General features: G+C 66.6%; 21 protein-coding genes. 8 read left to right on the forward strand and 13 right to left on the reverse strand.

Annotated elements, in window-relative coordinates; translation table 11 throughout:
* Positions 1-123 precede the first annotated feature (123 nt).
* Together ABD05_RS20135 and ABD05_RS20140 are read left to right on the forward strand one after the other, a co-directional pair.
* Positions 124-756: a LysE family translocator gene (locus ABD05_RS20135; protein ID WP_047901890.1), complete on the forward strand. Its 633-nt coding sequence runs from the start codon at positions 124-126 to the stop codon at positions 754-756.
* Between the two features lie 30 nt (positions 757-786).
* Positions 787-1,074, forward strand: coding sequence for a helix-turn-helix domain-containing protein (locus tag ABD05_RS20140; protein WP_047901891.1), 288 nt, complete (start codon positions 787-789; stop codon positions 1,072-1,074).
* 79 nt (positions 1,075-1,153) lie between these two features.
* Here the strand turns inward: ABD05_RS20140 and ABD05_RS20145 are convergent, their stop codons facing one another.
* From ABD05_RS20145 to ABD05_RS20155, 3 genes are all read right to left on the reverse strand, one after another.
* Positions 1,154-1,852 (reverse strand): YebB family permuted papain-like enzyme, encoded by a 699-nt coding sequence (locus tag ABD05_RS20145; protein ID WP_047901892.1) that lies wholly within the window; start codon positions 1,850-1,852, stop codon positions 1,154-1,156.
* 152 nt (positions 1,853-2,004) lie between these two features.
* Positions 2,005-2,574: a hypothetical protein gene (locus tag ABD05_RS20150; RefSeq protein ID WP_047903675.1), complete on the reverse strand. Its 570-nt coding sequence runs from the start codon at positions 2,572-2,574 to the stop codon at positions 2,005-2,007.
* 220 nt (positions 2,575-2,794) lie between these two features.
* Positions 2,795-3,253, reverse strand: a complete 459-nt coding sequence (locus tag ABD05_RS20155) for an Lrp/AsnC family transcriptional regulator (RefSeq protein WP_006749370.1) — start codon at positions 3,251-3,253, stop codon at positions 2,795-2,797.
* 125 nt (positions 3,254-3,378) lie between these two features.
* Between ABD05_RS20155 and ABD05_RS20160 the strand changes: the two genes are divergently transcribed.
* The 3 genes from ABD05_RS20160 (at position 3,379) to surE (ending at position 5,371) form a co-directional block, all read left to right on the forward strand.
* The gene (locus ABD05_RS20160) at positions 3,379-4,113 is read left to right on the forward strand and encodes an AzlC family ABC transporter permease (RefSeq protein WP_047901893.1); all 735 of its coding nucleotides are present in this window, start codon (positions 3,379-3,381) and stop codon (positions 4,111-4,113) included.
* On the forward strand, positions 4,106-4,414 hold the full coding sequence (locus tag ABD05_RS20165) for an AzlD family protein (RefSeq protein ID WP_047901894.1): 309 nt from the start codon (positions 4,106-4,108) through the stop codon (positions 4,412-4,414). Before ABD05_RS20160 ends, ABD05_RS20165 begins: the two co-directional genes overlap by 8 nt.
* Positions 4,415-4,591: 177 nt before the next feature.
* Positions 4,592-5,371 (forward strand): 5'/3'-nucleotidase SurE, encoded by a 780-nt coding sequence (gene surE / locus ABD05_RS20170; RefSeq protein WP_047901895.1) that lies wholly within the window; start codon positions 4,592-4,594, stop codon positions 5,369-5,371.
* A gap of 209 nt (positions 5,372-5,580) precedes the next feature.
* On the opposite strand, the gene ABD05_RS20175 is transcribed toward surE, so the two are convergent.
* The 7 genes from ABD05_RS20175 to ABD05_RS20205 all read right to left on the reverse strand — a co-directional run bounded on the left by ABD05_RS20175 (position 5,581) and on the right by ABD05_RS20205 (position 15,483).
* Positions 5,581-6,402 (reverse strand): SDR family NAD(P)-dependent oxidoreductase, encoded by an 822-nt coding sequence (locus tag ABD05_RS20175; protein WP_047901896.1) that lies wholly within the window; start codon positions 6,400-6,402, stop codon positions 5,581-5,583.
* A 135-nt stretch (positions 6,403-6,537) separates the two neighbouring features.
* A complete protein-coding gene (locus ABD05_RS20180; RefSeq protein ID WP_047901897.1) occupies positions 6,538-9,210 on the reverse strand; it encodes a GH92 family glycosyl hydrolase in 2,673 nt (890 codons plus the stop codon).
* Positions 9,211-9,313: 103 nt separating this feature from the next.
* Positions 9,314-11,764 (reverse strand): GH92 family glycosyl hydrolase, encoded by a 2,451-nt coding sequence (locus tag ABD05_RS20185; protein ID WP_047901898.1) that lies wholly within the window; start codon positions 11,762-11,764, stop codon positions 9,314-9,316.
* Between the two features lie 323 nt (positions 11,765-12,087).
* Positions 12,088-12,555, reverse strand: coding sequence for a cupin domain-containing protein (locus tag ABD05_RS20190; RefSeq protein WP_047901899.1), 468 nt, complete (start codon positions 12,553-12,555; stop codon positions 12,088-12,090).
* Between the two features lie 179 nt (positions 12,556-12,734).
* Positions 12,735-14,087, reverse strand: a complete 1,353-nt coding sequence (locus tag ABD05_RS20195) for a pyridoxal phosphate-dependent decarboxylase family protein (protein WP_047901900.1) — start codon at positions 14,085-14,087, stop codon at positions 12,735-12,737.
* A gap of 29 nt (positions 14,088-14,116) precedes the next feature.
* Complete coding sequence (locus tag ABD05_RS20200; protein WP_047901901.1) at positions 14,117-14,416, reverse strand: ArsR/SmtB family transcription factor; 300 nt, start codon at positions 14,414-14,416, stop codon at positions 14,117-14,119.
* A gap of 179 nt (positions 14,417-14,595) precedes the next feature.
* The gene (locus ABD05_RS20205; protein WP_047901902.1) at positions 14,596-15,483 is read right to left on the reverse strand and encodes a LysR family transcriptional regulator; all 888 of its coding nucleotides are present in this window, start codon (positions 15,481-15,483) and stop codon (positions 14,596-14,598) included.
* Positions 15,484-15,616: 133 nt separating this feature from the next.
* Between ABD05_RS20205 and ABD05_RS20210 the strand changes: the two genes are divergently transcribed.
* Positions 15,617-16,654, forward strand: coding sequence for an aldo/keto reductase (locus ABD05_RS20210; protein WP_047901903.1), 1,038 nt, complete (start codon positions 15,617-15,619; stop codon positions 16,652-16,654).
* Positions 16,655-16,835: 181 nt separating this feature from the next.
* Positions 16,836-17,312, forward strand: coding sequence for a GNAT family N-acetyltransferase (locus ABD05_RS20215; protein ID WP_047901904.1), 477 nt, complete (start codon positions 16,836-16,838; stop codon positions 17,310-17,312).
* Between the two features lie 64 nt (positions 17,313-17,376).
* Here ABD05_RS20215 and ABD05_RS20220 read toward each other — a convergent pair whose 3' ends face one another.
* From ABD05_RS20220 to ABD05_RS20230, 3 genes are all read right to left on the reverse strand, one after another.
* Positions 17,377-17,796, reverse strand: a complete 420-nt coding sequence (locus ABD05_RS20220; RefSeq protein WP_175804840.1) for a type II toxin-antitoxin system VapC family toxin — start codon at positions 17,794-17,796, stop codon at positions 17,377-17,379.
* Positions 17,796-18,047, reverse strand: a complete 252-nt coding sequence (locus tag ABD05_RS20225) for a type II toxin-antitoxin system Phd/YefM family antitoxin (RefSeq protein WP_047903677.1) — start codon at positions 18,045-18,047, stop codon at positions 17,796-17,798. The genes ABD05_RS20220 and ABD05_RS20225 overlap by 1 nt, the downstream gene beginning before the upstream one ends.
* A gap of 93 nt (positions 18,048-18,140) precedes the next feature.
* On the reverse strand, positions 18,141-18,866 hold the full coding sequence (locus ABD05_RS20230; RefSeq protein WP_047901905.1) for a class I SAM-dependent methyltransferase: 726 nt from the start codon (positions 18,864-18,866) through the stop codon (positions 18,141-18,143).
* Between the two features lie 184 nt (positions 18,867-19,050).
* Between ABD05_RS20230 and ABD05_RS20235 the strand changes: the two genes are divergently transcribed.
* Positions 19,051-20,052 (forward strand): hypothetical protein, encoded by a 1,002-nt coding sequence (locus tag ABD05_RS20235; protein ID WP_047901906.1) that lies wholly within the window; start codon positions 19,051-19,053, stop codon positions 20,050-20,052.
* Positions 20,053-20,192 lie beyond the last annotated feature (140 nt).

The raw sequence follows: 20,192 nt of genomic DNA on the forward strand, positions 1-20,192 counted from the left end.
TATCGGAAGGATGGAAGCCAATCGGCCTTCGGCCATGCCCCAGGCACGGCCACGGTTGACCACCTGCAGCGGCACTTCTAAACTGGCATTCCTTTTTTCGCCGCTCACGCAAAAAGGATTCCCATGATCGACCTCTCGACGCTCGCGCTGTTCTCCGGCGCGTGTCTCGCGCTGACCGCCACGCCGGGCCCCGACATGCTGCTGATCGCGTCCCGCAGCGTGAGCCAGGGCCGGCGCGCGGGTTTTGCGACGCTCGCAGGCATTCAGGCCGGCACTTACTGTCATGCGCTCGCCGCCGCGCTCGGGCTGTCGCAGCTCTTTCTCGCGGTGCCGATCGCGTACGACATCGTGCGTTTCGCCGGCGCCGCGTATCTGCTCTATCTCGCGTGGAAGACGTTCCGTTCCGACGCAACCTCGTTATCGCCCGTCGCGTCGCAGCGCCGGCACTCGACCGCCGCGATCTTCCGTCAGGGCCTGACGACGAACCTGCTGAATCCGAAGATGGCGCTGTTCGTGCTCGCGCTGTTCCCGCAGTTCGTGCGGCCCGGGCACGGTTCGATCGCCGTGCAGATTCTCGTGCTCGCAACGGTGCTGAACCTGATCGGGATCGTCGTGAATGGCGCGGTGATTCTCTCGGCGAGCCGGCTGAGCCAGCGGATCGGCGCGCGCCGCCGCCCGTCGAAGCTGCCGCAGTATCTGCTCGGCACCGTGTTCGTGGGGCTCGCGGCAAGGCTCGCGGTGGCGGGGCGGAACTGATCGCGCGCCGCCAATTGAAGGAGATTCGAGATGACAACCTATATCGCACTGCGCAAGCGCGCGTTGGCCAATCCAAAGATCCGTGCCGAATACGAACGATTGAACCGCGAGGAATTCGCGCTGCTCGACGCAATGCTGGCCGCCCGGCGAGCCGCCGGTCTTTCGCAAGCCGATGTGGCAGAGCGCATGGGCACGAAGGCGCCTGCCGTCACGCGGCTCGAAAGCGCGCTCGCGACAGGCCGGCACTCGCCGTCGATCGATACGCTGCGCAAGTATGCCGCCGCGTGCGGCAAGAAACTCGTGATCTCTTTCGCCTGAGTCACGCCAAGGCCCGGACATGCATGAATCGGCCGCCAGTTCCTCGAGCGACTGACGGCCCACCTGCCCCGCATCCCGCCTATTCCCCACCCGCGCATCCATCGTCGGCACGATCGCGCGTATCTACCACCACGCGCAGTTCCCGGCTGTCCATCAAGCTCGCCGGTGTCACCGTGCGGCGCTGCCACGGAATCCGGCCGAAGTACCACACCTTCCAGAAACCGAGCGGATGATCTGGATTCCCGCGCAACAGCATGTCGAAGGTCTCGACATCGCCGAGCGTGATCCGTGTCGCGTCACTCACGACTTCGCGCACGAAACGCGAGCAGAACTGCCGGCGCGACGCGAGATTGAAACCCGTGTCGTAGACCACGCCGACCCGGCGCATCGCCGCGTCGACAAGCCGGCGCCGCTGCGCGGCATCTAGTGGCTGCTTCAGCCGTGCGATCACGCACGCGCCGCGGTCGGAGCGCGCGAGAAACCGCGACATCGTCGTGACGCGCGACAGCGGGAACGTGCTCTCCGCGACCAGCGGCTCGCCACCGCGCCGGCCGACGACGATCCCGACGTGATTCGTCCACGACCGCGTCGCGCTCGCCACTTCGAGAAACGGCCGCACCGTCACGCGGATGAAGACGATGTCGCCGATCTCCGGCGCGACCGGCAACGACACTTCATGCGTATCGACAGAATCGGCGGAATCGACGGTAAAGAGACGCCGCCGGCTGACGCCGAGCGGGCGGCTCATCAGCGGCTGGCAACCGGTATCGATGGACATGGGGACCTCGCGCAAGTGAACACGCGGGACAGCATGTCAGCCGCGGCCGCGCACCGCATCCGCGGCATGCGCGAGGGCGCGAATCCGTGCCGCCGGGTGGCGGATTTCGATACCGGCGTGAGGCGCGAGGCGTGAGGTGTGACGCCGAGCCGTCAGCGCGTCGCGCCCAGCGCCACGCGCAGCCGTTCCATCAACTGCGTGTAATGCCGCAGCACGTCATCCTTCGGCACGACATTCGCGGTCGCGAAACGATCGGACCACGCCGGCTTCCATTCATACGAGCCGTGCACGCTGCGGTCGCCGTCGGGCGCCTGGATCAGCGAACGGATCCGCGCGTCGCGGCCCGGGCCCGTATGCATGTCGAACAGCGCGTGGATATACGTGTGATACGCGTCGTACACGTCGTTGTCGAACAGGTAGCGATAGATGTGGAACGTGCGGTCGAGCTCGCGCTTCGCGCGGATCACGTCGTCCGGCGAGATGTCCTTCCAGTAGCCGATCCACGTGTAGAAGCACAGCAGCGCATTGAGCTGCGGCGCGACCGCGTCGTACAGCGCGAGGCGCTTTTCGATCAGCCGCTGGTTGGTCCACTGCACGAGTTCGAGCCGCTTCAGCCGGCGCGCGACGAGCCAGCCGAGACACGCGACCGACAACGGCGTCAGCACGCCGAGCACGAGCTTGACGATTTCCAGCGAATTCCACGGATTGTTGAATGGCTGCATGAATGACCCGACAAGAAGAAACGCATCCGCGCCGGCGCATGACCCGGCGCGCAGCGCCGCCTGCCCGATCGCGTCGACATTGACCGTTAGTTGCTTGCGCATCGAACGTCGCACGACAACACAAGCAGGACGTACGAAGCGGCTTACCCCACCAGCTTATCGGGTGATTGTCACCGGCCCGTGACCGTTCGTCGAGTCATCGCCCCGCACTCGCGCGGCGCTAGGTCGGCAGCGCCGATGTGAGCTTGACCTTCTGCATCGGAATATCGGTCTTCACGCTCAGCACACCAGGAATGCGCGTGAGGGTTTCCATCTGGAAGCGCCGATAGTCGTCGATGTCGGCCGCGACGACCCGCAGCAGGAAATCGCAGTCGCCCGCCATCAGGTGGCATTCGACGACTTCCGGCATCTGCTGGACCGCATCGGCGAAACGGTTTACGGATTCCGCGTCCTGCCCCTTCAGCCACACGCGCGTGAAGATCGTCAGCCCCTTGCCGACCTTCGCGGGATTCAGCACGGCCACGTATTTCTCGATCACACCGGCTTCCTCGAGAAGCCGCACGCGCCGCAGGCACGGCGACGGCGACAGCCCGACCTCGTGCGCGAGTTCCACGTTCTGCATGCGGCCGTCGCGCTGGAGCGCGCTCAGGATCCGCCGGTCGATGGCATCCAGTTTCATTTGGCATCCGATTCCAAAAAATTCGCAAATCACGCGTTCAATGCCAAATTCTCCGAAAGTTATGGCCACAACGCAACCCGATTCGAGTCAAAAAAGCAGACAATTCCTCCCCCGAAGGAGGAGTAATGAGCAGTAGCGTTTCAACGTCGTCCGGGCTTCGCGACAAGCCCGCCTATGTCGCCGAGATGGGTCGCGGATTGCGCGCGGCGCTGCCCGTCATGCTGGGTTTCGTGCCGTTCGCGCTGGTGCTGGGCGCGCAGGCCGCGCAAAAAGGGTTGAGCCTGTTCGAAGTGCCGATGATGACGGGCCTGAACTTCGGCGGCGGTTCCGAATTCGCGGCGATCCATCTGTGGACCTCGCCGCCGCACATCGCGCTGATCGTCGCGATGTCGTTCCTCGTGAATTCGCGCCATATCCTGATGGGTGCGGCGTTCGAGCCGTACATCCGGCGCCTGCCGCGCCGCCGCGCGTTCGTCGCGTTGTTCTTCATGTGCGACGAGAGTTGGGCGATGTCGCTCGCCGATGCGCGCTCGCGCTCGGCCACGCACATCAGCGTGCCCTATTACGCGGGCATCTGTGTCGGGCTCTACCTGACGTGGATCTCGATGACCACGCTCGGCGCCGCGGTCGGCCCGACGATCGGCAACGTCGAGCAATACGGCTTCGACATGGCGTTCACGGCGGTATTCCTGGTGCTGCTGCGCGGGATGTGGAAAGGGATGCGCGCGAGCCGCCCGTGGTTCGTGAGCCTCGTCGTTGCGGCGGCCACGCACCTGGCCGTGCCCGGCGCGTGGTACGTCGCTGCCGGCGCGTGCGCGGGGCTGATCGCCGCGCTGCTGTGGGAGCCGCGCGATGCCTGAGCTTCCGGATTTCAGCACCGTCGCGACGATCGTGCTGATGGCGTCGACGACCTACCTGTCGCGCATCCTCGGCTATGTGCTGCTGCGCAACCGCACGCTCAGCCCGCGGATGGCGTCCGTAATGGAGAACGTGCCCGGCTGCGTGCTGATCTCGGTGATCGCGCCGGCCTTCGTGTCGACACGCCCGGCCGATCTGCTCGCGCTCGCCGTCACGCTGCTCGCGGCGACGCGCCTGTCGATCCTGCCGACCGTGATCGTCGGCGTCGCATCGGCGGGGCTGCTGCGGCACCTGCTCGGATAAGCGGTTCCGACCCGCCGCGTGCGCGGCACAACCACCGACGAACGGGCGCGCGATGCGCCCGTTTTCACGTCCGCACCGACGACGCGACACGACGACTCTCACGCCGGGATGCTAGCCTTGTGGCTTGCGCCACGCAGCACTTCCCTCCCATCGCCCATCTCCGCGAGGATCGTCCCGATGCAAGAAACCCGCCCGCTTTTCGACCGTGTCCTGCTCACCAACGACGACGGATTCGACGCCCCCGGCCTTGACGTGCTCGAACAGGTCGCCACGCAACTGGCGCGCGAAGTGTGGATCGTCGCGCCGGCGGAAGACCAGAGCGGCACGTCGCATTCGCTGAGCCTGCACGAACCGCTGCGCGTGCATCGCAAGGGCGAACGCCGCTTCGCGGTGCGCGGCACGCCCGGCGATTGCGTCGCGATCGCGGTCAGCCACCTGATGAAGGACGCGCGGCCCGACGTCGTGCTGTCCGGCGTGAATCGCGGCGCGAATCTCGGTACCGAAACGGTGTTTTCCGGCACGGTCGGCGCCGCGATGACGAGCATGCTGCTCGGCGTGCCGGCCATCGCGCTGAGCCAGGCGTTCATCGATCGCAACGCGGTGCCGTGGAGCACGGCGCTCGCGCATGCGCCGGACGTCATTCGCCGGCTCGTCGCCGCCGGCTGGGACAGCGACGCGTGCCTCAACGTGAATTTCCCGGCGCGCCCCGCGCAGGACGTGCGCGGGCTGAAGGTGACGAGCCAGGGCGCCGGCACGCTGCAGGGCGTCGAGATCGTGTCGGGCCGCGACCCGCGCGAGATCGACTATCACTGGCTGAAGCTCGCGCGCGCACCGCGCGACGACGATGCGGATTCGGAAACGGTCGCGCTCGGCGAGGGGTATGTGGCCGTCACGCCGCTGAAGTTCGAGCGCACGCACGACGGCGCACTCGCGCGGCTGCGGGCGGATCTCGGTTGATCGGTTGATCGGTTGATCGGTTGATCGGTTGATCGGTTGATCGGTTGATCGGTTGATCGGGTTGGCCGGGTTGGCCGGGTTGGCCGGGTTGGCCGGGTTGATCGGGTTGGCCGAGCCGACCGGGCGGCGGCATCGGCGCCTGCGCGAGGCGGCCCGGTTGCCCTGTCGCGTCGGCACGCAACGTCGCGCACGCGGCCGCCCGCACTGCATCACGTCAGGTTCAATCCCCCGTCGAGCATCACGATCTCGCCCGTCACGTAATCGGACGCGACGAGCATCGCGACCGTCTGTGCGATGTCATCGGGCGTCGCCGCGCGGCGCATCGGCGCGCGCTCGCGCCAGAGCTGCTGCGCTTCCGTCCAGTCGGCGGTCAGCGGCGTATCGACCAGCCCCGGCGCGACCGCATTGACGCGAATCGCCGGCGCAAGCGTGCGCGCCAGCAGCCGCGTCGTGTGATTGAGCGCGGCCTTCGCCGCCGCATACGGAATCGACGCGCCCTTCGGCCGCACGCCCGCATGCGAGCTGACGTTCACGACGCAGCCGGCCCGCCCGCGCGACGCCGCTTCGAGCAGTGCGGCCTGCGCTTCGGCGACGAGCCGGAACGGCGCGATCACGTTGATCTCGTGCATCTCGTGCCACACATCGGGCGTCGCCGCCGCGAGGTCCTCATGCGGAATCACGCGGCTGATCCCCGCATTGTTGACGAGCACGTCGAGGCGCCCGTGCACGGCGAGCGCGTCGCGGATCAGCCGCACGCGCTCGGCATCGTCGGCGAGATCGGCCTGCACATAGGCCGCGCCAAGCTCGCGCGCCATCGCACGCCCCGTGTCGGCCGAACTGCGGGAATGCAGGATCACCGCGTAGCCATCCGCCGTCAGGCGGCGCGCGATGGCCGCGCCGATCCCCGACGTCGAGCCGGTGACGAGCGCGACGGGCCGATGCAGGCGTGACGCGCGCGGCTCGGCGGCGGCTTCGGTTTCAGGTTCTGTTTCGGAAATCGGGGCATGCATCGGCGGGAGCGGCGCGTCCATATCGGGGAACCCTGTCGGTGGCGTTCCCGCATCATAAGCGCGACGCCGCAACCGGACACGCGTTTCGGTTGCGTCCATCGTACGAGATGCCACCACCGCAACGTGCGGCGCGGTCGCGGCGAACCGCACGCCGGGTTACGAATTCCCGGCCAACGCCACCGACGGCGCGAGCGCGCTGTTCGGGTCCTGTCCGTTCCACTGGCTGACCCACGCATCGTTCGGCGTCGAACCCATCACGAAGTCGAGCGTACCGCCGGCCTTCATCTCGTCGTACGTGATGTACGGCCGGTGCAGCGGCGTGCCGTTCAGGCTGACCGATTGAACGTAGCGATTGACCGCCGACGGCGCACCGCCACCGGCCGTATGCGCGGTCACCTTGAAGCGCCGCGTCGCGCCGAACTTCAGCGCACCGCTTGCCCCGCCTCCCGACGCAACCGGGATGTCGATCGACGCTTCCTCGAACAGCGGCGTACCGAGGTAAAACACGCCGCCGACCGGGTTCAGCGAATAGATGCCGAGCGCGGACAGCACGTACCACGCGGAAAGCTGGCCGCAATCGTCGTTGCCGGGAATCGCCGAGTTTCGCACCCGCCGCGGATCGGCCAGCGCGGCCTTCAGGCTGTCGCCGCTCAGCAATGCACGGTCGCCGGCCGTCAGCGTCAGCGAGTACATGTCGTCCATCACCGTGCGCACGCGATCCTGCGTCTTCGACGGCATCCCCACGACGTCGTACAGGTACGGCAGGTGGTTCGCCGGTTCGTTGCCGGCGAAGAACTGGCCGCTGCGCCCGGTCAGGTCCGGAAAGCCCTGGTTGTTGAGGAAGGTCAGCGGATTGGCCGGATCGAACGTCCGGTCGAGTTGCGCGATGAACTGGCTTTTCCCGCCGAGCAGTGCAACGAGCCCCGGGAAGTCGTGGAAGATGTTCCACGTATCGACCCACGAATTCGATTCGGAGAAGTCCGTCTTCTCGGCGGCCGTCGGATCGAAGCCCGGCACCCAGTTGCCCTGCGAGTCCTTCGGCTGCGAGAACTTCCAGCCGTTGTTCGGTGCCGGGTTGAAAACGTTCCGGTAGTTCTGGCTGCGTTGCAGGTAAGGCCGGTAGTCGGCCGCGCTCTTGCCGGCCGCCTTGCCGACCGCGGCCGTCGCCCAGTCGTCGAACGAATAGTCCTGCGTCGTCGACACGGACGCGTTGTCGCCGGCGAACACGTAGCCGCTCTGACGATACTGGTCGAAGCCATGCGCGCTCGCGCCTTGCGTGGTCGTCAACGCGGTCCAGATATCGTCGATGCCCGCGCTCGTCAGGTGCTTCAGATACGCATCCGCGATCAGCGGAATCGACGGGTGGCCGGCCATCGTGAAGGTTTCCGTTTGCGCCAAAGGCCAGACCGGCAGCTCGCCCTTGCCGTTCTGCTTGAACTGCGTGAGCAGCGACTTCACCCAGCCGTCGACGCGCTCCGGCTGCACCAGCGTCATCAACGGCGATTCGGCGCGGAACGTATCCCACAGCGAGAACGTCGACGAATAATCGAAGCCGGGATTCGCGTGCTTGCTCGTCGTCGGCGGCGAGCTGGTGCCGTCGTTGGTCGAATCCGTGCCGACGTAGCTGCCGTCCGCGTTGTTGTAGACGGTCGGCGCGAGCATCGTGCGATACAGCGACGTGTAGAACATCGTCCGCTGGTCGGCGCTGCCGCCCTTGATCCTGATCCGGTCGAGCGCGGCGCTCCACACGCGCTCGGCCGCACCGCGCACCTGGTCGAACGACTTCGCGCCGACTTCCGACGCGAGATTGGCCTGCGCATCCGCGATGCTCGACGGCGAGATGCCGACCTTCACCGTGACCACGCCGCCGCCATCGTTCCCGTCGGCCGCGAACGTCAGATACGCGTTGAAGCCGTCCGCGCTGAACGCGACGTTCTTCGTATCGAACGGCTTCGAGAAACGCGCGACGAAATACGTCGGCTTGTTGTTCGCCCAGTTGTTCGTGAATTCCCAGCCGGCGATCGTCTGCGCGTCGATGACCTGGATCTTGCCGCTCGCAGTCGAGCCGCCGATCGGGTTGTCGATGCTCACGATCATGCTGCGCTTCTGCCCGGCCGCGCTCGGGAAATACGTGTAGCGGTGCACGCCCGCATGCGTGGTCGCCGTCATCTCCGCGAGGATCTTCGCGCCCTGCACGTTCCACGGCGGGTTGCCGGTGCCTTGCGGCGACATCCGCACGCGGTAGTAGCCGGGGCTCGCACTTTCGTCGTCGTGGCTGAACGATGCGTTGTAGGTGATCGACGAATCGGCGGCGACCTTCGCCAGCGTCGCCTTGTCGACCGGCGCGAGCGTCGGCAGGAACCGCACTTCGCCGCCCGAGCCGATGCCGGTACCCGACAGGTGCGTATGCGTGAAGCCGGTGATCAACGGATCGTCGTACTGATAGCCCGACGTGCGATCCCAGTTCCACGGCAGCGTATGCGCGCCGCCGGTCGTGTCCGGCCCGAGCTGCACCATCCCGAACGGCACGGTCGCACCCGGGTACACATGGCCGTGACCGCGCACGCCGCTGCTCCAGTCCGCATTGATGTCGAGATTCGCGGTGCCGATCATCGGATCGACGCTGCGCAGGATCGACCTTCCGCGCGCCTCCGCGTGCTCGCCCTGATCGTTCCGGTCGCCTTGATCGTTCTGGTCGCCCTGCGACGATCCCGATCCGGCCGGGTTAGACATCTGCGCAAGCACGCTCGCATCCGTCGAAGCCTGATCGCCCCCGCAACCCGACAACACGGCAAGGCACCCGATACCCACCACATGACGTAGCTTCATTCGTTCGTCCCTCCCTCTCTCTGCGTCGCCCCGGTTCGCCAGAACCGCTCGTTGAACTTCCTCCGTCTGCAACATGTACCGGTTGTGTTTCGCCGTTCGCGACTTACGGCGCGCCGGCCGCCTGCGGGAACGACGGCATCGCCGACGCATCGGTGCCCCACGTCGCGGCGCTCGCGTCCGCCGTCATCGAATACGACAGCGTGCCGCCCTTCGCGATCTTGTCGAGCGGCAGCCATGCGGCCGGCCACGACGCGCCGTTCAGTCGCAGCGACTTCACGTAGAACGACGCGGTATCGGCCGAGCCCGCGCCCGGCGCGGCGATCCGCAGCAGGCGGTAGCTGCCGTCCATCTGCCCGACGCGCACGTCGATCTTCTCGAACTGCGGGCTCGACACCGCGACGCCGCTCACGCCCGGCACGACCGGGTAGAGACCCAGCGCGCCCCACACGTACCAGCCCGAGATCGCGCCGAGATCGTCGTTGCCGGGCAGCCCCGCCGCGCCGGTGCCGAACTCGTTCGCGAGCGACGCGTGCAGCACGCGCTGCGTATGCGACGGCGCGCCGGCCCACGCATAGACCCACGGCACGGCCATCGTCACTTCGTTGCCGACGTAGAAATACGGCTGCACGGTGCCGATGTTCAGGTGCGTAAAGAACGTGTCGAGCCGGTTGACGACCGACGCGGCACCGCCGGCCTGCGCGACCACGCCGGCAAGATCGTGTGGCACGTACCATGTGTACTGCTCGGAATTGCCTTCCATGAAACCCGAACCGTCGGTGACCCACGCGCCCGCCGACGTCTTCGGCTGGATCGCGTTCCTGTCGAACAGGTTCCGCCAGTTGCCGCTCGACTTCAGCAGCGCGCCGGCCGTCGCCGAATCGCCGAGCGCCGTCGCGAAGCGCGACACCGCGAAATCGCGCAGCGCATATTCGAGCGTGTTCGACGCGGTCTGGTTGTCGCCGTTGCCGGACGACGGCACGTAGCCGAGCCGGTCGTAATCCGCACGGCTGCTCATCACGGGCGTTCCCGCGCACGCGGCGCCCGGCGCCGTGCTGCTCTTCATGATCGACAGTGCGCGCTGCGTATCGAAGTTCGTCGCGCCGAACGCATACGCGTTCGCAGCGATGATCGAGCCCGCATCGCCGGGCATCACGGCCGTCTCCGTATTGAAGTATGCCCAGCGCGGGAACGCGCCGCATGCGGTCGCATCGAGCACGAGCGACTGCACGATGTCGCTGGTGCGCACCGGATCGAGCAATGCCTGCAACTGGATGAACGAGCGGTCGATGTCCCAGCCGGAGAAGTTCGCGTACATCGTGCGGCCCTTGTCGACCTGACGCGTCGGCGCGGTCGATGCGCCGTTCGACGCATAGAAGTCCGGATACTGGCCGTTCACGTCGTTGAATACGTTCGGATGGAGCGATGCGTGATAGAGCGCGGTGTAGAACTTCGTCTTGTCGGCGTCGCTGCCGCCCTTCACCTGGATCGCGTTCAGGCGCGCGTTCCATGCGGCGCTCGCCGCGTTTCGCACCTTGTCGAAATGCCAGCCGGCGCGGCCATGCGCATCGCTGCCCGGGTTTTCCGCGTCGAGGTTCGCCTTCGCATTCGCTTCGCTGACGAACGAGATGCCGAGCTTCATCATCACGGCCGGATGCTGCTTGTCGACCGCGAACGTGACGGCGATCGGACTGTTGGCGGCCAGCGACGGCTTCGCCGCGAACGGCTGGCTGAACTCCGCGTAGTAGTACAGCGGCACCGCGTGCCCGGCCCAGCAGAAGCCGCTGCCCGCGATCGTGCCCGACAGCGCACGATCGCCGACCTGCTTCACCGTATCGGCCGTCGTGCCCTGCGAGCGGTTGTTCTGCACCGTCGGATCGATCGCGATGGTCGCCTGCTGGCCCTGCGCGAGCGCCGGATACGTGAAGCGCGCGAAGCCGGTGCGTAACGTGGTCGTCAGCTCGGCCTTGATGCCGTTGCCGAGCGTGACACCGTAGTAACCGACCTGCGCGGTTTCGTTCGCGTGGCTGAAGCTGGCCGGTGTGCCGGCCGCGCCGGGCGAGAGCTGCGGCATCACGTTCAGGTAGCCGCCGTTCGACCAGCAGCCGGTGCCGCTCAGGTGCAGCACGCTGAACGCATTGATCGACGTGTCGCCGTACCAGTAGCCGCCGGAGAATCCGGAACCGTCGCCTTTGCGCGGGTCGTATTGCGCGGTCGGCGTCATCGGGCTCCATTGCATCATCCCGAACGGCACCGTCGGCCCCGGGAACGTGCCGCCGCCCAGACCCGAGCCGACCGGATCGGCCGGCTGGTCGGTGGCGTAGTCGGTGCCGATCAACGGATTGACGTACTGGACGACACGGATGTCGGCGTTCTTCTTCGACTCTGCGTTGCCGTTCTCGTTACCATTGCTGTTGTCGCTTTCATTGCCCTGCGCCTGCGCGGCGGCCGACAGGTTTGCAGCCGCTGCCGACGGTGAATCGCCATCGCCGCCGCACGACGTCACGGCAACGCACAGCGCCAGCAGCGCCGTTCCCAACCCCCAGTTCCTCGACATCGCCTGTCTCCGTATCGTTCTTGAATCAAGCTGTTGTTTCGAACTACTGAGCTTTTAACCAGGAATCTTTTCGTGACTTGTCGCCTGCCCGGTCGATCGGTCGAAAATCCCGGGCGCATGTATTTATTTCCGCATTCGGTTGCCTGGAAAAAATACGCGCCGGCATGTCGAAATACCGGCGCCCAGGAACGAACAATGGGCACAAGCGTGCCCAAATAAACGTGATTTCTCTACCCCGTGTTTTTACGAATTTTTATTTTGTTTATCTAAACAAATTTCCGTTATATCGATTTTTACGCGATGTTTAGATAATCCGAGCCGGGTTATGGCTGCTTCGGCAGATCGACAAAATCCTCGAGCTCGCCGGCCACGTAAAGCCGCTTGCCGATTCTCGGGTATTCGCACACGTCGTGTTCGAGACGCTGGCCCATGACGATCAATTCAAGCGACGCGTCGCCGGTGTTCTGCAGCGTATGCGCTGCGCCGCCGCGCGCGAAGCCGAGGAAATCGCCGGGCCCAACGTCGTACTGGCATTCGCCAATCGTGACCGTGCCCGTGCCGGACAGCACGTATACGCATTCTTCTTCATACAGGTGACGGTGATACTCGGCCGATTCGTGACCAGGCATCAGCGTCAGCAGGTGGACGCCGAACTGCGTCAGACCAGTCAGGTCACTCAGCTGTCTCTTAAGGCGGACGGCATTGGGATTCAGCGAATGCACGGCGCGCGTCGGTTCCATCTTCGCGATATCGGCGGCCTTCAGCAATTCCCGGGGAGGGGTGGTCGACATGGGGGGCTCTCGTTAGCGTGACTGCATCGTTTGGACGCGCCACCCGGGCCGGCGGAACGGGTAATCGGCCGACGGGCGATGCGGCGCATGAGCGCGCTCCGGCATTGTCCGATATTTCCGGCCGCGTGGAGACACGGCATCGCACGACGACACCGGTTCGCCGCCGCCCCCGCCACCCTTCAGCGCACGGGCGTGCTGCGCAGCTCAGTCAGCAGCGCGACAAGCCGATCGATGTGCGCATCTTCCGTGCGCCATGACGACACGCTGATACGAAACGCCGGACGCCCCTGCCATACAGTCGCGCCGAACCACACGTCGCCCGAATCCTGCGCGGCCTCGCGGATCGCGACGGTTTCGTCATCCGTGCCGGCGCGCACGAGCACCTGGTTCAGCACGACGCGGTTCAGCACGTCGTAGCCGGCAGCGCGCAGGCCGTCCGCGACACGCGCCGCCTGCGCGCAATGCCGCTCGACCATCGTGGCCACGCCGGCGCGGCCGAGCGAGCGCAGCGCGGCCCACACGGGAATGCCGCGCGCGCGCCGCGAGAACTCGAGGTTCAGGTTCTTCTGCGCGTCCTTCGCACCGCTCAGGTAGACGGCATCGCTGTTCATCGCGGTCGCGAGCGCGTCCGCGTCGCGGCAAATCACCATCGCGCCGTCGTACGGCGTGTTGAGCCACTTGTGGCCGTCGGTGGTCCAGCTGTCCGCGCCGTCGATGCCATCCGTCAGCGCGCGTTTCGACGACGCGCGCGCCCACAGGCCGAACGCGCCGTCCACGTGCACCCATGCACCGGCCGCCTTCGCGCGCGGAATCAGCGCCGCGAACGGATCGAATTCGCCGGTGTTCACTTCGCCGGCCTGCAAGCAGAGGATCGTCATGTCATCGAGCGGCGGCAACTGCGCCGGGTCGATGCGACCGTGTGCATCGACCGGCGCGACGACAAGACGCTTCAGCCCGAAGCCGAGCACGCGCAGCGCCTTCTTCACCGTGATGTGCGCGAGCTCGGAGATCACGACTTTCACCTCGGGCGCACCGATCAGGCCGTCCTCGTCGACGTCCCAGCCCTTGCGCGCAAGCAGCGCGCGCCGCGCGGCCACCAGCGCGACGAGCGTGCAGGCCGTCGCGCTCGTGCCGAAACCGACTGCGCTGCCTTCGGGCAACGCAAGCGCGTCGACGACCCATCGCGCGGCCTGGCGCTCGATCGTCGCGGCCACCGGCGAATTCGCGTAAGACGACGCGCACTGATCCCACGCGAGCATCAGCCGTTCGGCGGCGGCGGCCGGCGGCAACGCCGCGCCGATCACGAAGCCGAAGTAGTTCGGGCCGTTCGACGCGACAGTGGCAGGCGAGCCTTTTTCGTCGAGCAGGCGCAGCGTGTCGTCGGCCGGGCGGCCCGCATCGGGCAGCGGCTCGTCGAACGCGGCGAGGCCGGCCAGCGCGGTCGCGTCGGGAAACGCGCGCCGTTCGTTCGTCGCTGCGAGATATGCGTGCGCGCGCCGGTCGGCGTCGGCCAGCAATGCAAGTTCGTCCATGTCGGTTGCCTCGGTGGAGATCGGTCGAATCAGAGTTGCGAGAGATCGCGGCCGAGCTGCTTCAGCGCGCCGTCGATCCGCTTGTAGTACGTGAACTTGCCGACGCGGGTCGCCTGCACGAGCCCGGCATCCGCGAGGATGCGCATGTGGCGCGTGGTCGTGGCCGGCGCGATGCCGAGCTTCTCGGTGATGTACGTGCAGCACACGCCGAGTTCGTCGAAATCGCCGTGCGGCTGCGGCGGGAAATGCTTGCGCGGCTGCTTGAGCCAGCGCATCACGGCCAGACGGCTTTCGTTGGCCAGTGCGCTGATGCGGGTGACGTCGTCCATGGGGTGGGAGGGCTGCGTTTGACGTTTCGTATATTAGCTAAATGACGAAACGTGGGCAATCTGTTCGAGGCCCGATTTCAGGCTGTCATGTCACGTTCGGGAGCGCGACATCGGCATTCGATGCGATCGCGGCAAGACGGCTGTCACAACGTCCGGCAGGCAGCGTGAGCAACGCGCCTTTATGCCGCCGCCAGTGCCTGCGCCAGCCGCTCGATCAACGCACGCACGCGCCGCGGCTGCACGGCGCTGCCCGGATAGACGATCTGCAAATCGACGTCGCCCGGCGAGAACGCGTGCAGGACCTCGACGAGTGCGCCGGACGCCAGATCCCGTTCGACGTCGACCAGCGACTTCAGCGCGATGCCGTGCCCCGCGACGCACCACGCGCGCACGAGTGCGCCGTCATTGGCGACGCGCCGGCCACGCACCATCACGCGCTTCAATTCGCCATCGATGCTGAACGGCCATTCGGCATACAGGTCCGGCCCGAAACGCATCACGATGCAGTCGTGCGCGGCGAGATCGTCCGGATGCCGTGGCGTGCCGTGCGCGGCGAGATACGCGGGCGACGCGCACACCACGCGCCGTGCACGGCCGAGCGAACGGCTGCGCAGCGAACTGTCCGCCAGCGTGCCGCGACGGATCGCGAAATCGAGCCCCTGCCCGACGAGATCGACGTAGCCGTCGCCGAGATGCAGGTCGACCGTGACGCCCGGGTGCTCGGCCAGGAACGCGTCGACGACGGGCACGACGCGCTCGCGCCCGAGATCGGCCGGTGCGCTCAGGCGCACGGGCCCCGACAGCGTCTGCGCGCCGACGCGCACGCGGCTTTCGAGTTCGTCGGCCTCGGCCAGCAGGCGCCGCGCGCCGGCGACGAGCGTGCGGCCCTCGTCGGTCAGGCTGATCGCGCGCGTCGTGCGCGTGAGCAGCGCCGCGCCGTAGTGGCGCTCGAGCGCCGCCAGCCGCTCGGACACCGTGGCCGGCGACAGACCGATCTCCCGGCCCGCCGCAGCCAGCCCGCCCTTCTCCACGATGCGCAGGAACAGCGCGAGGTTATCGAGCAGCATTATTCGCCTTCTCCGAAGGATATTTTCGAAGTCTGCCCAATTATCTGAGATATCCGCAAGCGATACAGTGTGATTCCGCCGACGAGCGCCCGTCCGGCACGCGCCGGGCTTCGACCATTCAAAGGAAACGCACATGGAATACCGTACGCTCGGCCGCTCCGGCCTCAAGGTTCCCGTCCTGAGCTTCGGCGCCGGCACGTTCGGCGGCACCGGCCCGTTGTTCGGCGCATGGGGCAACACGGGCGTCGACGAAGCGCGCCGCCTGGTCGACATCTGCCTGGAAGCGGGCGTCAACCTGTTCGACACGGCCGACGTGTATTCGGACGGCGCGTCCGAACGCGTGCTCGGCGCCGCGATCAACGGGCGTCGCGACCAGGTGCTGATCTCGACGAAAACGGGCCTGCCGACCGGCGACGGTCCGAACGACGCGGGCACGTCGCGCGCGCGGCTCGTGCGCGCCGTCGACGACGCATTGCGCCGCCTCGACACCGACTACATCGACCTGCTGCAGCTGCACGCGTTCGACGCGGGCACGCCGGTCGACGAAGTGATGTCGACGCTGGACGATCTCGTACGCGCGGGCAAGCTGCGCTATATCGGCGTGTCGAACTTCGCCGGCTGGCAGATCATGAAATCGCTCGCGGCGGCCGACCGGCATGGCTGGTCGCGCTACGTGGCGAACCAGGTCTACTACTCGCTCGTCGGCCGCGACTACGAGTGGGACCTGATGCCGCTCGGCGCCGACCAGGGGCTCGGCGCGCTCGTGTGGAGCCCGCTCGGCTGGGGCCGGCTCACCGGCAAGATCCGCCGCAACGCGCCGCTGCCCGAAGGCAGCCGCCTGCATGAAACGGCCAGCTACGGGCCGCCGGTCGACGACGCACGCCTGTACGACGTGGTCGATGCGCTCGACGCGATCGCGGAGGAAACCGGCAAGACCGTGCCGCAGATCGCGCTGAACTGGCTGCTGCAGCGGCCGACCGTGTCGTCGGTGATCGTCGGCGCGCGCAACGAGGAACAGTTGCGCCAGAACCTCGGCGCGGTCGGCTGGTCGCTGACCGATGCGCAGGTCGCGAAGCTCGATGCGGCGAGCGCGGTAGAAGCGCCGTATCCGTACTTCCCGTATCGCCGGCAACAGGCGTTCGCGCGGCTCAATCCGCCGATGCGCGGGTAAGGGGCGACGCAGTCCGGGACGACGGCTGTCGGCAGTTCGGCACGACATCACCCGCCGTGGCACCAGAAACCGCGACCGTCATGGGCCTACCCGGCGCGCCGCGAACTGCCTATCGTGGAGGTCTGCGTCGTTGTCGGCCGAGCCGGCAACACGTCCAACCCTCATCGAAAGGTTCGCGCACATGAACGCTACCGACGCCGGCCTGACCGTACGCGCGGTCCGGGAAGACGACTACGACAACTGGCTGCCGCTGTGGGACGGCTACAACCGCTTCTACGGCCGCTTCGGCGACACCGCGCTGCCGCTGGCGATCACGCAGCTCACGTGGTCGCGCTTCTTCGACGGCTACGAACCCGTGCATGCCTTCGTCGCGGAGCGCGACGGCCAGCTCGTCGGGCTCGTGCATTTCCTGTATCACCGCAGCACGACGCTCGCCGGGCCGACCTGCTACCTGCAGGATCTGTTCACGCTCGACAGCGAACGCGGCAAGGGCGTCGGCCGCGCGCTGATCGCAGCCGTGTACGACGCCGCGCGCCAGCATCGCGCCGAACGCGTGTACTGGCAAACGCACGAGACGAATCGCACGGCGATGCGGCTGTACGACTCCGTCGCGGAAAAATCGGGGTTCGTGGTCTACAGGAAGGTGTTGCCGCGCTGAGCGCGGCGGGGTGGGTAGCCAACCGAGTGGCCGCGATCAGCAAGCGAAAGCATGAGTCGATCGTTCAATCCCACGGATTCACGATGGCGACGCCGGTTGCGGCAAAGTCGGCCACATTGCGCGTTACGACAGTCATGCCGTGCACGAGCGCCGTTGCGGCAATGAGCGCATCCCGCTCGGATCGTCGATCCGGCACATGGAGCCGCGCGCATTTTTGAGCCACTGCAGTATCAACCGGCAGCACGCGACTCGCGAACTCGGGCAGGACATGTCCGTCGAGCCAGGCCCTGAGGAGCGCCCCCTGGACCGGGTCTCTGCGCTCGATCTGCAAGACACCGGTCTCAAGCTCCATGATCGTGATGGCGGAAACAAAAAGCGTCGGGGCGTCGACGGTCGAACTCCAGGCCGCCAGATTCCTGTCTGCCTTGCCCGTTTGCACCTTCCGAAGCTCCGAAACGACATTGGTATCGAGAACGAACATCATCAGAAATCGACCTGCTTGATGCTGACGTCCGCGCGCGGCGGGTCAAACTCGATGTCCTCGACGCCGGGCATCGCCAGCGCGTCGGCAATGTTGCGCCTCTGCTGCGTGAGACGCTGGTATTCCTCGAAACTCAACAGCACATGAGCAGGCCTGCCGCGGTCCGTAATAAACACGGGGCCGTCCTTTGTCGCTTTCTTCGCTTTGGTCACGTCCTGGTTGAGTTCGCGACTCGAGAGCGTGGTGATGGTCATCGTGGACTCCTCGAACACATCAATGTAGGTATGTTACTACAATAAACGAATGGCGTGATACCCGCCTGAAACCCCGGCCGACCATCGATCGGCTCAACCCACCGGCCGCGCCTTGATCCACAAAAACAGCGGTACGCGCGCCCACTGCTTCAACTGGTCCGTATCGGCATGGTCCGGCGGCGGTTCGCGCAGCGACACGATCGCGAACCCGGCCGCTTCCAGCGCTTCCATGTACGCCTGCAGCGGCAGCGACCAGCCCGCGAAGTGCATCGACAGCCCGTCGCGCGTCTCCACGCCATCGAAGTGCTCGCGCCCGAAATAGCTGCCCTTCAGCACGAACGGCGCATCGGGTTGCGGCCCAGCGAAACTGCCGCGGTCGCGGAACGGGTGCACGAGAGAAATGAACAGCAGGCCGCCCGGCTTCAGCACGCGGTGTGCCTCGTTCAGCGCGCGCTGCATGTCGTCGAAATCCATCAGCACGTTGTACGCCATCACGAGATCGAAGCTGGCCGCGTCGAACGGCAGCGACGCCGCGTCGGCCAGTTCGTAGCGATGCGCGGAATCCGCGCGGCGCGCGGCGTCGAGCATCGCGGGCACCGCGTCGGTCGCGGTCACGTCGTAGCCGAGCGCCTTCAGTTCGCGGCTCACGCGGCCTTCGCCGCAGCCGATCTCCAGCGCACGGCCAGTATCGCGGCCGATGTAGGCCGCGAGGCCCGCGCGGTATTTCCAGAACGCATCGTGACCGGGCCTGCCGGCCCAGTCGATCCATTGTCCGGCCACCTGTGTCCAGTGGGCGGTGATGGGTTTCGTGTCGGTCATCGGCGCTCCTGATCAGGGTTCATCATCCGTGGCTCGGGTTGCGCATGGTAAGCCAAAGCGGCGGAACGCATGACCGGGTTGCGCCACATCCGGCGCTTTCCGTTTCCGGAGGCAAAGTTCTACAGTTACAGGAAACAACCTGCGCCGCCGTTCGACGAGTCGCACCCGATTCCGAGGAAAACCCATGCCGAGTATCGTCGCCGCTCCCGCCAATCTCCCCCCGAGCCTCGTCGCGGCGGAAACGCGCATGGTTCACGACGTCGCCACGCTGAAGCCGTCCGACTACCGTTCGGCGGACGGATCGTCGTGGGTCATCTCGATCGTCACGCCGGCCGCGGACAGCGGCGCGAACGTGACCGGCACGACGTATTTCGACACCGCGAAAGGCCGGACCGTCCCCGTGCCCGACGCACGCCGCCGTTATGCGAATCGCGGCACGTGGCAGGTCGTCGCGAGCTCGAGCCCGTCGGTGCCCGCGACCGGCCGCTACGACTGGCTGACGCTCACGTGGCTGCCGATCAACCGGCGGCCGCTGCCGCAAACGCCCGAGCACCTGTATTCGCCGTTCATTCGCGGCGGCACGATCGTTTATCGATGGAATCCGGCGGCCGAAGGCGGCGAGCAGTTCGGGGCGGTCAGGATGATTTTTCCGGAATGGACGCAGCAGGTGGTCGACGCATTGCGATCCGCGCCGCCATCGTTGCCGGACGGTGCGTCGGCCACGTCGCCTGCGCTCGACCGCCTGAAAGCGGACAGGAATCCGATGGCCGCCGTGCTCGACTTCGGCGACGCGCTGCGTGAAGAGCCGGTGGAACGGATCGTCGCGCGGTTGCCGGGCCTGCTGCAGGTGAAAGACCTGCACGAACTGTCGGCCATCGTGTTCCTGTGTCTGTCCGGGTCGCGCGACGCGGATCGGCCGCGTTTCGTCGACGCGATCGACACGGCGATCGCGGGCACCGATGACAGCGCACGCCTGCTCGCGATCGCCTATGGTGCGTTCGCGGCGGGAAGGTCCCGGCCTTATCCGTTCACTGACGCCGCGCAGACGGCCCGCATCAACGACGTGTTCGGTGCGCTGAAGCGACGTACATCGGCGCTCGGGGTGCCGGTCGCGGAAGGTTCGCCGTGGTACGAATTCTTCACGGCCTACCGGCTCGGCGGCGCGGCATCCGGCAACGGCCAGTGATCGCACGCAAATGGTCGGCGCCGCGGCAGCGGATGCCTGTCTCCAGCGCCGGCTCCACTGCTTCCCCTCGTTCGGGAATCAGCCTGGTCTGATTTGCAAGCGCAAGAAGTCCCGCCGGTAATTCGGACATGTCCGATTGG

The organism is Burkholderia pyrrocinia, from assembly GCF_001028665.1.
In the GTDB taxonomy this organism is placed as follows: Bacteria; Pseudomonadota; Gammaproteobacteria; order Burkholderiales; family Burkholderiaceae; genus Burkholderia; species Burkholderia pyrrocinia.

Excerpts from the sequence above, each read along its gene's own strand:
- ABD05_RS20135 (WP_047901890.1), top strand. The coding sequence starts at position 124 with ATGATCGACCTCTCGACGCTCGCGCTGTTCTCCGGCGCGTGTCTCGCG.
- ABD05_RS20175 (WP_047901896.1), bottom strand. The coding sequence starts at position 6,402 with ATGGACGCGCCGCTCCCGCCGATGCATGCCCCGATTTCCGAAACAGAA.
- ABD05_RS20225 (WP_047903677.1), bottom strand. The coding sequence starts at position 18,047 with ATGACCATCACCACGCTCTCGAGTCGCGAACTCAACCAGGACGTGACC.
- ABD05_RS20180 (WP_047901897.1), bottom strand. The coding sequence starts at position 9,210 with ATGAAGCTACGTCATGTGGTGGGTATCGGGTGCCTTGCCGTGTTGTCG.
- ABD05_RS20140 (WP_047901891.1), top strand. The coding sequence starts at position 787 with ATGACAACCTATATCGCACTGCGCAAGCGCGCGTTGGCCAATCCAAAG.
- ABD05_RS20160 (WP_047901893.1), top strand. The coding sequence starts at position 3,379 with ATGAGCAGTAGCGTTTCAACGTCGTCCGGGCTTCGCGACAAGCCCGCC.
- ABD05_RS20165 (WP_047901894.1), top strand. The coding sequence starts at position 4,106 with ATGCCTGAGCTTCCGGATTTCAGCACCGTCGCGACGATCGTGCTGATG.
- ABD05_RS20215 (WP_047901904.1), top strand. The coding sequence starts at position 16,836 with ATGAACGCTACCGACGCCGGCCTGACCGTACGCGCGGTCCGGGAAGAC.
- surE (WP_047901895.1), top strand. The coding sequence starts at position 4,592 with ATGCAAGAAACCCGCCCGCTTTTCGACCGTGTCCTGCTCACCAACGAC.
- ABD05_RS20230 (WP_047901905.1), bottom strand. The coding sequence starts at position 18,866 with ATGACCGACACGAAACCCATCACCGCCCACTGGACACAGGTGGCCGGA.
- ABD05_RS20210 (WP_047901903.1), top strand. The coding sequence starts at position 15,617 with ATGGAATACCGTACGCTCGGCCGCTCCGGCCTCAAGGTTCCCGTCCTG.
- ABD05_RS20235 (WP_047901906.1), top strand. The coding sequence starts at position 19,051 with ATGCCGAGTATCGTCGCCGCTCCCGCCAATCTCCCCCCGAGCCTCGTC.
- ABD05_RS20190 (WP_047901899.1), bottom strand. The coding sequence starts at position 12,555 with ATGTCGACCACCCCTCCCCGGGAATTGCTGAAGGCCGCCGATATCGCG.
- ABD05_RS20195 (WP_047901900.1), bottom strand. The coding sequence starts at position 14,087 with ATGGACGAACTTGCATTGCTGGCCGACGCCGACCGGCGCGCGCACGCA.
- ABD05_RS20200 (WP_047901901.1), bottom strand. The coding sequence starts at position 14,416 with ATGGACGACGTCACCCGCATCAGCGCACTGGCCAACGAAAGCCGTCTG.
- ABD05_RS20155 (WP_006749370.1), bottom strand. The coding sequence starts at position 3,253 with ATGAAACTGGATGCCATCGACCGGCGGATCCTGAGCGCGCTCCAGCGC.
- ABD05_RS20220 (WP_175804840.1), bottom strand. The coding sequence starts at position 17,796 with ATGATGTTCGTTCTCGATACCAATGTCGTTTCGGAGCTTCGGAAGGTG.
- ABD05_RS20145 (WP_047901892.1), bottom strand. The coding sequence starts at position 1,852 with ATGTCCATCGATACCGGTTGCCAGCCGCTGATGAGCCGCCCGCTCGGC.
- ABD05_RS20185 (WP_047901898.1), bottom strand. The coding sequence starts at position 11,764 with ATGTCGAGGAACTGGGGGTTGGGAACGGCGCTGCTGGCGCTGTGCGTT.
- ABD05_RS20150 (WP_047903675.1), bottom strand. The coding sequence starts at position 2,574 with ATGCAGCCATTCAACAATCCGTGGAATTCGCTGGAAATCGTCAAGCTC.
- ABD05_RS20205 (WP_047901902.1), bottom strand. The coding sequence starts at position 15,483 with ATGCTGCTCGATAACCTCGCGCTGTTCCTGCGCATCGTGGAGAAGGGC.